At 54.2% G+C, this 13,017-nt stretch carries 13 protein-coding genes; 8 read left to right on the top strand and 5 right to left on the bottom strand.

The genetic code is table 11. The features are described from left to right. Window positions 1–30 precede the first annotated feature (30 nt). Together JYE50_RS10265 and JYE50_RS10260 are read right to left on the bottom strand one after the other, a co-directional pair. Window positions 31–447, bottom strand: a complete 417-nt coding sequence (locus tag JYE50_RS10265; RefSeq protein ID WP_084095443.1) for a hypothetical protein — start codon at window positions 445–447, stop codon at window positions 31–33. After that, window positions 444–1,295, bottom strand: a complete 852-nt coding sequence (locus JYE50_RS10260) for a patatin-like phospholipase family protein (protein ID WP_084095442.1) — start codon at window positions 1,293–1,295, stop codon at window positions 444–446. The genes JYE50_RS10265 and JYE50_RS10260 overlap by 4 nt, the downstream gene beginning before the upstream one ends. Before the next feature lie 289 nt (window positions 1,296–1,584). Here JYE50_RS10260 and JYE50_RS10255 point away from each other — a divergent pair, with 289 nt between their 5' ends. Both JYE50_RS10255 and JYE50_RS10250 read left to right on the top strand, forming a co-directional pair. Beyond that, window positions 1,585–2,667, top strand: coding sequence for a hypothetical protein (locus JYE50_RS10255; RefSeq protein WP_084095441.1), 1,083 nt, complete (start codon window positions 1,585–1,587; stop codon window positions 2,665–2,667). Window positions 2,668–3,414: 747 nt separating this feature from the next. After that, complete coding sequence (locus JYE50_RS10250) at window positions 3,415–3,870, top strand: GNAT family N-acetyltransferase (RefSeq protein WP_084095440.1); 456 nt, start codon at window positions 3,415–3,417, stop codon at window positions 3,868–3,870. A gap of 209 nt (window positions 3,871–4,079) precedes the next feature. Here JYE50_RS10250 and JYE50_RS10245 read toward each other — a convergent pair whose 3' ends face one another. Beyond that, a complete protein-coding gene (locus JYE50_RS10245; RefSeq protein WP_084095439.1) occupies window positions 4,080–5,363 on the bottom strand; it encodes an RNA polymerase sigma factor in 1,284 nt (427 codons plus the stop codon). A 304-nt stretch (window positions 5,364–5,667) separates the two neighbouring features. On the opposite strand from JYE50_RS10245, the gene JYE50_RS10240 reads away from it, so the two are divergent. Continuing rightward, window positions 5,668–6,285 (top strand): class I SAM-dependent methyltransferase, encoded by a 618-nt coding sequence (locus tag JYE50_RS10240; protein WP_084095438.1) that lies wholly within the window; start codon window positions 5,668–5,670, stop codon window positions 6,283–6,285. A 306-nt stretch (window positions 6,286–6,591) separates the two neighbouring features. Here the strand turns inward: JYE50_RS10240 and JYE50_RS10235 are convergent, their stop codons facing one another. Then, a complete protein-coding gene (locus JYE50_RS10235; protein ID WP_084095598.1) occupies window positions 6,592–7,935 on the bottom strand; it encodes an MATE family efflux transporter in 1,344 nt (447 codons plus the stop codon). A 167-nt stretch (window positions 7,936–8,102) separates the two neighbouring features. Between JYE50_RS10235 and JYE50_RS10230 the strand changes: the two genes are divergently transcribed. Together JYE50_RS10230 and JYE50_RS10225 are read left to right on the top strand one after the other, a co-directional pair. After that, a complete protein-coding gene (locus JYE50_RS10230; protein WP_084095437.1) occupies window positions 8,103–8,675 on the top strand; it encodes a chromate transporter in 573 nt (190 codons plus the stop codon). Next, window positions 8,672–9,235: a chromate transporter gene (locus JYE50_RS10225; RefSeq protein ID WP_084095436.1), complete on the top strand. Its 564-nt coding sequence runs from the start codon at window positions 8,672–8,674 to the stop codon at window positions 9,233–9,235. Before JYE50_RS10230 ends, JYE50_RS10225 begins: the two co-directional genes overlap by 4 nt. 475 nt (window positions 9,236–9,710) lie before the next feature. Here the strand turns inward: JYE50_RS10225 and JYE50_RS10220 are convergent, their stop codons facing one another. Next, entirely contained in the window at window positions 9,711–10,337 is a 627-nt protein-coding gene (locus JYE50_RS10220) for a polysaccharide deacetylase family protein (RefSeq protein WP_084095435.1), read from the bottom strand. Between the two features lie 192 nt (window positions 10,338–10,529). Here JYE50_RS10220 and JYE50_RS10215 point away from each other — a divergent pair, with 192 nt between their 5' ends. The 3 genes from JYE50_RS10215 (at window position 10,530) to JYE50_RS10205 (ending at window position 12,820) form a co-directional block, all read left to right on the top strand. Next, complete coding sequence (locus JYE50_RS10215) at window positions 10,530–10,967, top strand: hypothetical protein (RefSeq protein WP_084095434.1); 438 nt, start codon at window positions 10,530–10,532, stop codon at window positions 10,965–10,967. A 231-nt stretch (window positions 10,968–11,198) separates the two neighbouring features. Continuing rightward, window positions 11,199–12,050: a serine O-acetyltransferase gene (locus JYE50_RS10210; protein WP_084095433.1), complete on the top strand. Its 852-nt coding sequence runs from the start codon at window positions 11,199–11,201 to the stop codon at window positions 12,048–12,050. After that, window positions 12,047–12,820: a polysaccharide deacetylase family protein gene (locus JYE50_RS10205; RefSeq protein WP_084095432.1), complete on the top strand. Its 774-nt coding sequence runs from the start codon at window positions 12,047–12,049 to the stop codon at window positions 12,818–12,820. Before JYE50_RS10210 ends, JYE50_RS10205 begins: the two co-directional genes overlap by 4 nt. Window positions 12,821–13,017: the final 197 nt, after the last annotated feature.

Here is a 13,017-nt window from a genome sequence, read left to right as displayed (position 1 = left end):
AGATCCCTTCGGGCTGTTGATTTTGTGCGATCAGGGCTGCCAGAGGAAGAGACCTTCGGCGGTGGCGAGAAGACGGAGGCGGTTCAGCAGGGTTTCGGAAGGATTGTAAACGGTCATGCAGGTATCATCCCGATCCAGGGTGATCAGCGCGTCCTCCCGAGGGAGGAGGATACACAGGTTTTCCTGCGTGTCGAGGATTCGGGAAGCCAGAATATCCGGAGCGGGATTGCGGACAAACTCCTCCGAATCGGCGGCGCAGACCTGGAAATCATAATAACAGTTCAGCTTCAGGAGGATATCCGTGAAACGGCGGCGCAAAGTGGATAGCGCGGGCTCGCGGAGATAATACTCTTCCACCGCGAAGAACTGCCCGGCGCTGCCATCCGGCACCTGCTCCGGCAGGAAGTCAATTACCCAGTAAGGCTTATTCAGCAATGTTTCAATCATACGGTACCTCCCAGCCACTGCCGGACTTCCGGCAGGCGTTTTTCGGCTTCCTTCCGGCCAATCTGATAGACCCGTTCCAGTTCATCCGGATCTTTTGTTGTGTGACTGATTCCCAGGGCTTCCGGGGGACGGATCACCAGGGCGGTCTTTTCCGCTTCCATGCGGTCCAGATCGTCCATCTCCCGGTTATACATCTCATGCCGGTGTTCCATGGCTTCACGGATCTTCGGATATCGGCGGAGGAACAGTTTCATAAGGGCTGATGTATTCGGATTTTTCCGGTAGCCCCCGGGCTGGGTCAGGACGATGACGTTCCGGTCATACCCCTGTTGCTCCATGAAGGCATATGGGACGGCGTCGCTGATGCCACCGTCCAGGTATTCATGACCGCCGATGGGGACCGGCCTTGAAACCATGGGCATGGAGGCCGTGGCCCGGAACCAGAGCATATCCTCGCCCTTTCCGTCCGTGAACAAATGGTATTCGCATTTGCCGGTTTCAACGTCTGTCGCTCCGGCATAGAAGGCCATGGGGTTTTCCGCGAACGTTTTGCTGTCGAAGGGGTCCAGGATCTCCGGCAGTTCCCGGTAGCAGAAATCCGCGCCGAACAGGTCGCCGGTTTTCAGCAGGGAACGGATACTGCAGTAACGGGGATCCCGGCAGTATTTCTTGTTATAGCGGATGGGCCGGCCAATCTGCCGTGACTTGATATTGCAGCCGAAGCCTGCTCCGGCGGAGATGCCGGCGGCGCCGTCAAAGGTGATTCCGTTTTCCATGAAAACGTCTATGACGCCGCAGGTGAACATACCGCGCATGGCGCCGCCTTCCATAATCAGGGCTGTTTTCAATCCGATTCCTCCCGTAAGGGGTATTTGCGATGATCGATTACCGGTAAGGAAAGTATAACACAGATTTTCAATTCAGAATTCAGAATTCAGAATGCAGAATTAGGTTGGGAAAAGATACTTGATGTCTTGCAAGTATATAGACATAATCTGAATCCGTAGGAGATCCCTCGACCTTGCTCGGAATGACAATTGAATCGGAGGGAAAGCGCGTGGTGCGCGCTTTCTTTGAATAAATGATGGAAAGGAAACGGACGGGTAAATCGTTTGGTAATCAGGAGGGATGATATATATGAAAAAAGTGATCCTGGTGATCCTGGCGGGCATACTGCTGATGGCCTCGGTTTCTGCTGTTGCGGAATATAAAGATTACCGGCTGACGGAAGGGGATATGTCCATCGACAGTACATGGGGATACCTGGCGCTGGACGCTCATAATACCGTTGCCCTGAACCGCACCATGACTAAGGGATGGCATGTGACATGGTACAGGGACGGAAAACTGTACAGGGATATATCGGGAAAGGGTGATATCACAATGGTGCCTGCCGTGGTCGGCAGGGACGGAGACACATTATTCATGGCCAAAAAAGTGGCTAAAGACAGCACAGAAGTCACCTATATGAAATGGACAGAAGAAGGCCTGACGGATGTTCCCGCGTATGAGGTCAGTTCGTTTGATATTGATGATCCTGCCTTGATCAAAGAAGAAAATGGCTGGAAGATCCGGTACCACGGGAACGAAACCGCCCTGCCTGACAGCATTCCGGCTGAAGGGGAAGAAATCCGTGGATGCATTGCTGCCGGAAAGGGTTTATTCCTGGTGGAGACACACAAAGAAGAGGGATTCAGGAAATTTATAACCTGTATTGACCACGGAGAAGTGAAATATAAGGCGGAACTGCCGTGGAGCGCTTATTTCCAGGCTCCTGACGGAAAAGGCGGCTTTATCACGACATATACCTACCCCAGTGGTGATTATTCCCCGGTGGAACTGACGCATTATGACGCACAAGGCGAGGCGGACAGGCACCTGCGGCTGACGGGTAACAAGGTGGTCCTGAGCGTTTGGGAATCAAGGCTTGATGAAGAAACCGGGCTTTGCACCATCTATGGTTCCGCTGTGGCCAAATCCCGGAAGGTCTTCACTGTTTTCGCGATGACGCTGGATGAAGATCTGAATGTCTGCAAGCTGGACATGCGGAAGGTCGATCCGGAGTACCAGGATTATGATCCGCGGTTCTATATGGCTCCGGATGGAACAGCCTATGTGATTATTCAGGATATGAGAGACAAAAAGAAGCTTCGTCCGGTGCTGATCCCGTTCTCCCTGCTGGAAGAGAGCAAGGAAACGTATGGGGTAGACTTACAGTAATGAATAATGAATAATGAAAAATGAAGAATGAAGAATGACGGAGGAAAGCGCGCAGGTGCGCGCTTTCTTTGATTGAATGCGCCTTCGGCGTAGTAAGGGATATCCGCAACCTCAATCGGCGCACTTACCGCAATCTCAATGGTCGCAACTCCCCACTGGGGAGCTTGCTCCCTTTCGATTGACCTCTCGGGGCTGCCGCCCGTTTTTCGCTGAGAAAGAGCCACTGGCTCTTTCTCCGGGCGCTCCAAACCCTCTGATGATATTTCCGCCACTGGCGGTCATCAGAGGTTCGCCCTGGAGCGCATCGCATTGCTTGTTTCGGTAAGGAAACGCACACGCACCGCGGGCGGAATTCCTTCGTGCCCAGGGCTGATACCCGCAACCTCAATCGACGTGGCTCCACACTGTGGAGACCACTTGTTTCGGTTGACCTCAGAACCGATGAGATTTCCTCCACTGGAGGTCATCGGTTCTTCGCCCCGTTCTTCACTGAAAACGAGCACACAGGCTCGTTTTCCGGGCGTTTCGAACCCCGCGCACCGCGCGCGACAGGACTCCAGGTCACTTTTACCTTCGGTAAATGCCACACTGTGGCACCGCTTCCTTCACTCCCCTCGACTATGCTCGGGATGACAACCCAGATGGTTGTGTCATTCAGATTGGAACAAACGCAGTAAAGGGTATGGGTTGCGCGGGCGGGAATCTCATGTTATGATTGCCGGTAACCTTTGGAAAGAGAGCAGACCTATGGAATACAGATATGCCACGACCGACGATATGAACCTGATGATCCGGAGCAGGATGGATACCCTTCGGGACGTAAACAGCCTGGATGAGGATTATAAGTTCAGCGAAGAGTTCCTGGAAGCCAGCAGGGAATACTTCCGGGAGGGAGACCAGTCGACCGTGCTTGCTATTGATAACGGCCGCGCAGTGGGCTGCGCGACTATGTGCTACATCGACCTGATGCCCACCTATGCCCATCCCTCCGGACGGAGGGCCCATTTGATGAACGTGTGGACGAATAAGGATTACCGCCGACAGGGCATCGCCGAAAAACTGGTAACCATGCTCATTGAGGAAGCCCGGGGCAGGGGCGTGAGTGAGATCAGCCTGGACGCCACGGAGGCCGGACGACCGCTGTACCGGAAGCTGGGGTTTGTGGAGTCGGGGGAAAACATGACTATGATAATTCAGAATTAAGAATTCAGAATTCAGAATTATCCGCTGCGGCGGGATACTACTTAAAACTGAAAAACGAAAACTTAAAACTTAAGAATTCTGGAGAAAACAGCACATAGTGCTGTTTTTTTCTAATAAAACTGCCGAACGCTTAGCCGTTCGGCAGTGATGAGATACCAGTGAAAAGTGAAGAGTGAAGAGCTGTTGAATGAAGGGACAAGCCCATTCATTCAACGAACGCAGAGGCAGTCGTACCAGTGAACATAACGCTGGCCGTTGACCACGATCTGCTCGTTGTTGGGCAGGAGCTCGGACCAGCACTTGCCGGCCCAGTCATCCCGGTTGAAGCGGCGCCAGAGGACGGTGTGTCCGCTGCGGTCCAGGTACTGCTCGCTGATGACGCCCTCATTGTAGTCACCGAAGTCCATGACGCATATGGTTTCATAGACGGTGCCGTCCAGGGTCACATCGCAGCGGCCGGCCACATCAACAAAAGGCTTGTCTCCGTTGACGGTCAGTTCGCTGCCCTTCCGCTGGATCTTTCCCCAGGATTTGACAGCGACGGGTGTTCCGCAGTTTTCCTCGCCGAGCCCCCAGTTGTCCATGAAGGCATCGCCGTCCAGGAAAGTGGTCAGGGTGCGGACACCGTTATCAATATGCTCAGCGGAAAGGAAGCGGGTGTAGCCGTCCTTTTCCTGGGCGGTGAAGAACCATTCTTCCTGGCCGCCGGTGGAGGCATCCACAGCGGCTTTCATCGGATCGCCTTCAGCGGCTGTGGCTTCGATAACCTTGGCGTGGATGGCAACGCCGTCCAGACCGTGTACGTTTGCCGGGCCGGTGACGGCCATCTCATAGGAAACATCCAGCTTACGGGAAGGCAGGTCGTACATGCCCCAGGTGACTTTTTCACCGATCTTCGGCACGATGAACCAGCCGGTGAGTTCCTCACAGTTGACGGCGAAAGCGGGTTCGTCTTTCCAGATGATGGAATATTCAGGCAGGACAGCGGGCAGTTTCAGCATTTTATTACTCATGATAATCTCTCCTTTCGGCGGGTAGGGGTAGGCGGTACGGAAATGGAACCGGGCCATGCTCATCCGGCTTTTGACTGTGCCTTCAGGAATCTTCAGCTGCTCGGATATCTGTTTCTGTGACAGCATATCCTGATAGAACAGCCGGAGCATGAGACGATCCCGTTCCGGAAGGGCTTCCAGCGTTTCCTCTACGGCTGAGTTGTCCGGGGATTCTTCCGCGGCCTTTTCCGGAAACTCATCCAGCAGGATCTCGTTCCGTCTGGCTTTCATCCGGTACCAGTCCGCGCATTTTCTTCTTGCGATGCTCAGTATCCAGGGGAGGAACACGGCCGGATTCCGAAGTTCCCTGTATCCCTTGAAAGCAGCCAGGTATGTTTCCTGCAGGATGTCTTCCGCATCGGCAGGATTGCTCATACGGGCTTTCACCCACCGTTCCACAGCTGTTTTGCTGCCGGCGAGCAGGGTTTCGAAATCATCCATGGCTTCACTCCCTTTCAGGTGGTCTTGAAAATCGACTTTCACCTATATAGTCGCAGGCCGGCAGGGAAAGGTTCGATCTGCGGAAAAAAATCTGAAAAAATAGTCTTAAACATATTATCATCTTTCCTGACGCATGGAAAATGGAGATTGCCCGTGTGACAGAGGGACAGACGTAATGTCACACTGCATATGACATTACGTCTGTCCCGCAGTCACACGGCTGCGGTCGAAAATGATAAATTAGTGATAGAAGGGAAGGTATTCTTGATATATAATAGACGCAAATGAACAGGAGGACTAAGGAATGCTGGACAAACAAGGATTTGACCTGTGGGCAGACGGATATGATGAGGCAGTGGGCCTTTCCGATGAGGATAATACCTATCCCTTTGCGGGATACAAGGAGGTACTGGGAAAGATCTTCCGGACGATCATGGAAAAGCCCGGCGCTTCGGTGCTGGATATCGGCTTCGGAACCGGTACGCTGACCACAAAGCTGTATGAAAACGGATGCGACGTCTGGGGACAGGATTTCTCCGAGCGGATGATCGAACTGGCTTCCGCGAAGATGCCCGGCGCGCACCTGTACCAGGGAGACTTTTCCAAAGGCCTGGTGGAGCCGCTGGCCGGACGGAAGTATGACTTCATTACGGCAACCTATTCCATGCACCACCTGCCGGATGAACAGAAGGCTTCTTTCCTGCGGCAGCTGCTGGGATGCCTGAACCCGGGTGGACAGATCCTGGTCGGGGACGTGGCGTTTGAAAGCCTGGAGGCAATGGAAAAATGCAGTGTGGAAGCCGGAGACGAGTGGGACGATGAGGAGTTCTACTGGAAGGCCGATGAAATGCGGAAGGTTTTCCCGGGACTGAAGTTTGAGAAGGTTTCGTTCTGCGCAGGGATCATTTCAATTAACAATTAACAATGAACAATGAACAATGGTGGTAAAAACAGCACAGAGTGCTGTTTTTCGAATTAAGGGATTCCTCCGCTTCGGTCGGAATGACAAATCAAGTGCACAGCTATAGAATCCCATGATTATTGAGTGAATCGGAATCCGTGGGAGATCTCTCCACGCGCTGCGCTTGGTCGAGATGACAAATAGCGTTGATCTGTGGAATAGAAGGAACAGCAATAGAAAAACACGCTTACGAGGATTGTAAGCGTGTTTTCTTTCCGGGTCGTACGGCATGAAAAAAAACCGGAGCGGAGGCTCCCGGGAAGGGGATTAAACTGGATCGGTTATCTTTCCTGTGACCAGGGCGCTGCGGGAATAGCGGATGATCAGCAGGGTGGAGCAGAGGATCCATCCGACGGGGTAGGCCAGGGCGACAGCGACGAAGCCCGCGTCGAGGGCTTTGGTGACGGCCAGGTAAACCTGGCGGAAAGCCACAAAGGAGACCAGCATGATGACGGTCGGCATGGTGGCGTCCCCGACGCCCCGCAGGGCACCAGCGTAGATCTGGTTGAAGCAGATGGCCAGGTAGAACGGGGTCACGATATGGATAAAGCGCACACCGTAGTCAATGACTTCCGCCTCCGGGGAAAAGAAGCCGGTCAGGAGCCTTGCCAGGGCGAAAACGATGAGCCCCAGGGCGGCAGTGGACACAATGCTCATGGTGATGGCGGTCTTAACGCCCTCCCGGGCCCGGGCGGGCTGCTTAGCGCCCCAGTTCTGCCCGACAAAGGTGGTGGAGGACATGCTGATGCTCTGTACAGGGATGAGGGCAAAGGCGTCGATCTTGCCGTAGATGCCGTAACCGGCCATGCAGGCGGAACCGAAATAGTTGATATAGGACTGAACGAACACATTGGAGAAAGCGGTGATGGCTGACTGGATGGCGCTGGGGAGACCCAGCTTCAGGATCAGGGAAACGGAGCGGCGGTCGATACAGAGCTTCCGCCAGCGGATGCCGTAGTTGCCTTTTTCCCGGGTCAGCGTAAACAGGATCAGCAGGGCTGAAAGGATCTGGGACAGGATGGTGGCGTAAGCTACGCCGTCCACGCCCATGCCGAAGACCAGCACGAACAGCAGGTCCAGCACCGTGTTCAGCAGCGCGGAGATGATCAGGAAGACCAGGGGCCGCCGGGAGTCTCCGACCGCGCGGAGGATGCCGCTGCCCAGGTTATAGAACAGGATGCCGGAAACACCGGCAAAATAAATGGAAAGATAGGTTCGGGATTCCGGGAGCACGTCCGCCGGGGTCTGCATGAAGTCCAGCATGGGCCCGATGATGAGCTGCCCGAGGATCGTGGCGAGGGCGCTGATAATGAAGGTGACCGCAACGGTGGTGTGGACGGCCTTGCTGAGCGCCTCGTCATCGTGGGCGCCGTAGCGCTGGGAGATGACGACTGACGCGCCGGTGGCCAGGCCCGCGCAGGAACCGACGATCGTGTTGATGATTGGGCCGGTGGAGCCGACCGCGGCCTGGGCCTGCTGGCCTACAAACTGGCCTACGACCAGGGTATCCACAGTGTTATAAAGCTGCTGGAACAGCAGTCCGATCGCCATAGGGATTGAGAAGCGCAGCATGTGTTTCCAGATGCTGCCCTCGGTCATATCCAGGTCCATCCGTGCCAAGTGATCACCTCCGGGGCTGTCCCCCTGCCGGGATTGTATCAGCAATCATATCACAGAAAAGGAAAATCATCCAATCCATGTGTGCCGTTTCCTTTCGGGATGAATAATGATATAATCACAGAAGTGTTTCTGTACTTTGACTTACGGGAGAGAAAAGTATGCTGTGGACCTTATTCCTGACTTTTTTCAGGATCGGGGCATTCACCTTCGGCGGGGGATACGCGATGATCTCCGTGATCGAGAACATCTGCGTGGAACAGAAGAAGTGGATTACCCATGAGGATCTGGTGAACGTAACGGTGATCGCGGAAAGCACGCCGGGACCGGTGGCCATCAACTGCGCGACCTTTGTGGGCTACAAGCAGAAAGGCATATGGGGATCGATCGCGGCCACGCTGGGTGTTGTGCTGCCGTCCTTCATTATCATCTGGGCGATCTCCATGTTCCTGGAACGGTTCCTTGAGATTGCCTGGGTGGCCAGCGCGTTCAAGGGCATCCGGGTGGCCGTGGGCCTGCTGATCCTGGATGTGGGTATCAAAATGGCACGGAAGATGCCGAAAGAGCCGCTGCGGATCGTGCTGATGATCGCCGCGCTGGCCGCGATGCTGCTGGCCGGCTTTTTGGGCTGGAACCTTTCCACCATTGTCCTGCTGCTCTGCGCGGCGGCGGTCAGCCTGGCGGTGTTCCTGGTGCAGGATACGCTGAAAAGGAAGGAAGGTGATCAGCAATGATCTATCTGGAACTGCTGATCGGCTTCCTGAAGGTGGGCTGCTTCTCCTTCGGCGGCGCGTACGCCGCGATTCCGCTGATCCGGGACGTGGTGCTTTCCTACGGCTGGGTGAGCGAGGAAATGCTGACGGATATGATCGCGGTCAGTGAGAGCACGCCCGGCCCTATTATGGTGAACCTGGCGACCTATGTGGGCAGCAGCCAGGCGGGGATTCCCGGGGCAGCCATCGCGACGCTGGCCTCCATCCTGCCGGCTTTTGTGATCATCCTGCTGGTGATGGCTGTGCTGCGGCATACGCTGAACAATAAGTATGTCCAGGCGGTCATGAAGGGCCTGCAGAGCTGCGTGATCGGCGTGATCACGGCGGTTGGCGTTCAGATGCTCTATAAGAACGCGATCCAGCCCGTGGTTACGGGAACAGGGGACTGGCGGGCTCCGGCGCTGGCAGCGGTGCTGGCGGTGATCTATTTCGGTTCCCGGAAGATCAAGGCGCTGAAGAAGGGAATATCGCCGATACTGCTGATCGGGATATCGGCAATATCTGGCATCTTGATCTTCTGAGATCATGATGCCTAATGAATAATGAATACTTAAAACTTAAAACTTAAAAATTCAGGTAAAAACAGCTTCCGGAACCGGAAGCTGTTTTATCCATCATTATTCATTTTCCTTGTAAAATGTCATCCTGGGGTTCGGAACGCCCGGAGAAAGAGCCAGTGGGCGAAGCTCTGAGGACTGCCAGTGGCAGATATATCATCAGAGCTGAGGTCAACCGAAACGAGCGAGCTGTCTGGGGGACAGTCGCGACGATTGAGGTTGCGGATTCTATTTCAGTGGAGAACGGGGCGAAGAACCGATGACCTCCAGTGGAGGAAATCTCATCGGTTCTGAGGTCAACTGAAACGAGCGAACTGTCTGAGAGACAGTCGCGATGATTGAAGTTGCGGGTATCAGCCCCGGGCCACGAAGTGGGACGAGCGTAGCGAGCGCAGTCGAAGGATCTGGTTTTCAGTAAAGCATTCTGAAAGAATGCTTATCAGGGTTTGTCCACGGTCTGGTAAACGTTGGAGTAGAGACGGCCGTGAACGGGGGTGACGCCCGCTTCGGCAAAGAGCTGCGCGCAGGTGACGAAACGGTATCCGCGCCTCTTCAGCTCCGGAACGATGGTCTTCAGCGCTTCCACGGTGTTTACGTTCCATTCCATATCGTGGAGGAGAACGATCTGGCCGTCCTCGGCGTTGGCCAGGACCCGCTCTGTCCTCTGCTCCGCGGTGACCTCGGGAACCCAATCCTCGCAGCCGGCGCCGCAGATGAAGGTGAGGTCAATGTTGTCATACATTTCCCGGCTGACCCGGATGAAGGGCGGACGGAAGAACTGCGGAGCCCGGCCGGTGATGGCCGTGATCTTCTCCGAGCAGGTTTTCACCTCTTCCCGGATGGTTTCCGGGGTCATCTCATCCATGAAGCTGTGGGTGACGGAATGGTTTTCGATATCGCAGCCCAGGGATACGGCCCGGCGGACCATCTCCGCGGATTCCGGGTTGATGTTCTGCGCAATGAGGAAGAAGGTGCCCACGGCGCCGTTTTCTTCCAGGATATCCAGCACCCGGGGTGTGATGACGGTGTTCGGGCCATCGTCAAAGGTAAGGGCGATCATGGGCATGGTAAAAAACCTCCCTGTTTTATGAATTCATAATTCATAATGATTCATGTGCGTCCTGCTGTACGTACAAGCATTGTATACAGCGGACAAGGGGATGTCAATCTTTCGGCGCACCGAATGAGCAGCGGGGAAGAAAAACGTGCCGGAAAGCGTAAAATATAATGAATCATGGGAGCAGAAAGGGAGGAGAAAATGAAAGCTGATAAAGACTTCAGGCGGGGTGTGATTGTCTTATTGATTATCGCGATCCTGGTTCTTGTCCGGGGTTATTATCGGACAAAACTGGACTGGCTTCAGCTGCCGGAAGGGGCAACGGGTTTCCTGGGAACGAGGATCGTGGCTAACGATATCTGCTGGAATCATTGCGTTGTGGAGAAAGTGGTCCGCTATGAACAGGGACTGGACGAATTCCGGGAATACCTGAAAGAGCACAATTCACATGAGCAGCTGGAGGGTGTGAATGTCTGCCCTTTTGACGTGCTGGATGATATGGGTCACTATTGCTATGATAATCTGAAGGAACCAAGGCAAAGTGAAGTCCGGGAAGACGGTGTTGAGAAATACATTATCATGGAATACTGGGTATACGGCGCCAGGGGGAAAAGCCAGTGGCGTCTTGTGGATGAATGAAAAGTATAGTTAATTCACAATTCATAATTCATAATTATATATACCTGAAAAGCTTGATGAATGAGATTAGTAAAAGAACAGTAAAAAACTTGCGGATATATTGTATAAAAAGGTATAATAATTTGTTGTGAATGTCCTTGGCCCATATGTATTTCAGGGATGGGGCCGAGCCATTATCATTATGAATTATGAATTGTGAATCATGAATTATTCATTTCCGGAGGGGACAGCATGAAGGAAGTAATCAGGAAGACGGTCAAAGAGCTGACACAGATTACGGTGGAACAGATCCACTGCAACGCTCATGCCTGTCCGCCGCCGGACCGGCAGGAGATCGTCAAGGTGATCCATGAGCTGCAGGCCCTGCTGTTTCCCATGGCCTTCCGGCGGGAATATCCGGATATGGCGGATGAAACGCTGCTGAGCCGCGCCCTGTACCGCCTGAGGGACCAGCTGACGGCGGCCCTGCGTTTCCGCAACGGCCTGGAGGGAGACCCCATGGCTGAGGCGGACAGAATCTGCGAAAAGTTTTCCGCGCGGCTGCCGGAAGTCAAGCGTCTGCTGCTGCTGGATGTGGAAGCCCTGTATGAGGGAGACCCCGCCGCGGGGAGCCGGGAAGAGGTGATGGTCACCTATCCGGGTTTCCGGGCGATCTCCATTTTCCGCATTGCCCATGAGCTGTATGTGCTGGACGCGCCGCTGATCCCCCGGATCATGACGGAGTACGCCCATGAGCGCACGGGAATCGATATCCATCCCGGCGCCACGGTCGGGCAGTATTTCTTCATTGACCACGGCACAGGTATTGTCATCGGTGAAACCACCACCATCGGACACCATGTGAAGCTGTATCAGGGCGTAACCCTGGGCGCAAAGAGCTTTGAACTGGACGCCAACGGCAATCCGGTGAAGAAGATCAAGCGGCATCCGGATATCGGGAACCACGTGGTCATCTATGCCAACGCCACGATCCTGGGCGGGAATACCCGCATCGGGGATAACAGCGTGATCGGCGGCAATACCTGGCTGACCCGCTCTGTAGAGCCGGGCAGCATTGTTACCTACCGGGAGGGAGAAGTATGAGGAGCCTGAAAAGAATCCTGGCCCTGGCCCTGTGCCTGTGCGCGCTGCTGCCTGCGGCCTGCGCGGCAGCGGAGGGAAATGAGGAGCTGCTGAAGACCTTTGTGCTGCGTTACGGAGACAGGGAAAGCAAAAAGATCGCCATTACGGTGGACGACTGCTATAAAAGCGCGACGGAATGGATTAAGCGGGATGCGGAGCTGTGCCGGGAGTACGGCATCGCGATGACGTTCTTCCCGCTGGTGAACACCGGCTGCCTGGAAGAAAAGTACCGGGATCTGTGGCAGGAAGTGGTGGACAGCGGCTGCGAGATCGGTACCCATACCAATTATCATGTGAAGATGGGCAACCGGGATGCCTGGTCCATCATCGGCGGCCTGGGCAAGAGCCAGGAAGCGCTGGACAAGACCCTGGGATACCACTATGAGATCCGCTGGCTGCGGCCGCCCTACGGTACCGTGGGTGACGGAAAGAAGCTGAAGGAACAGCAGGTTATCAACGCGATCCGGAAGTACGGGTTCCAACATATTGTTCACTGGGAAGTCAGCGAGACAAAGGATCTGGATAAGGCGCTGGAAAAGACGAAGAACGGCAGCATCCTGCTGTTCCACAGCAAGAAAAAGGATACGCTGTTCCTGGAAAAACTGATCCCGGCACTGCAGGAAAAGGGCTTTGAGATGGTGACGGTGAGCGAGCTGTTCGGGTTTGATCCGCCGGAAACCAGCGATGAGCTGTATGTGTATAACAAGGAAAACTACAGGAACAAGGATTAATTCAGAATTCAGAATTAAGAATTCAGAATTGGGTTGGGTAGAGAGAATTGATTTCCTACAAGTATGTGGACATAATCTGAACCCGGAGGAGATTCTTCGCTGTGCTCAGAATGACACCGGGAGAAACGCCGTCCTGATATATCGATGCGGGCATATACAATTATGAATTGTGAATTATGAATTATGAATTAACATAA

It is taken from the genome of Aristaeella lactis (assembly GCF_018118585.1).
Taxonomy (GTDB): Bacteria; Bacillota; Clostridia; order Christensenellales; family Aristaeellaceae; genus Aristaeella; species Aristaeella lactis.
The sequence above is the reverse complement of the archived record's forward strand: the minus strand, read 5'-3'. Positions and strand labels throughout refer to the sequence as shown.

Coding starts and splice junctions, on each gene's coding strand:
- JYE50_RS10215 (WP_084095434.1), top strand. CDS start 10,530: ATGAAAGCTGATAAAGACTTCAGGCGGGGTGTGATTGTCTTATTGATT.
- JYE50_RS10210 (WP_084095433.1), top strand. CDS start 11,199: ATGAAGGAAGTAATCAGGAAGACGGTCAAAGAGCTGACACAGATTACG.
- JYE50_RS10220 (WP_084095435.1), bottom strand. CDS start 10,337: ATGCCCATGATCGCCCTTACCTTTGACGATGGCCCGAACACCGTCATC.
- JYE50_RS10205 (WP_084095432.1), top strand. CDS start 12,047: ATGAGGAGCCTGAAAAGAATCCTGGCCCTGGCCCTGTGCCTGTGCGCG.
- JYE50_RS10235 (WP_084095598.1), bottom strand. CDS start 7,935: ATGGACCTGGATATGACCGAGGGCAGCATCTGGAAACACATGCTGCGC.
- JYE50_RS10230 (WP_084095437.1), top strand. CDS start 8,103: ATGCTGTGGACCTTATTCCTGACTTTTTTCAGGATCGGGGCATTCACC.
- JYE50_RS10245 (WP_084095439.1), bottom strand. CDS start 5,363: ATGGATGATTTCGAAACCCTGCTCGCCGGCAGCAAAACAGCTGTGGAA.
- JYE50_RS10265 (WP_084095443.1), bottom strand. CDS start 447: ATGATTGAAACATTGCTGAATAAGCCTTACTGGGTAATTGACTTCCTG.
- JYE50_RS10240 (WP_084095438.1), top strand. CDS start 5,668: ATGCTGGACAAACAAGGATTTGACCTGTGGGCAGACGGATATGATGAG.
- JYE50_RS10250 (WP_084095440.1), top strand. CDS start 3,415: ATGGAATACAGATATGCCACGACCGACGATATGAACCTGATGATCCGG.
- JYE50_RS10225 (WP_084095436.1), top strand. CDS start 8,672: ATGATCTATCTGGAACTGCTGATCGGCTTCCTGAAGGTGGGCTGCTTC.
- JYE50_RS10255 (WP_084095441.1), top strand. CDS start 1,585: ATGAAAAAAGTGATCCTGGTGATCCTGGCGGGCATACTGCTGATGGCC.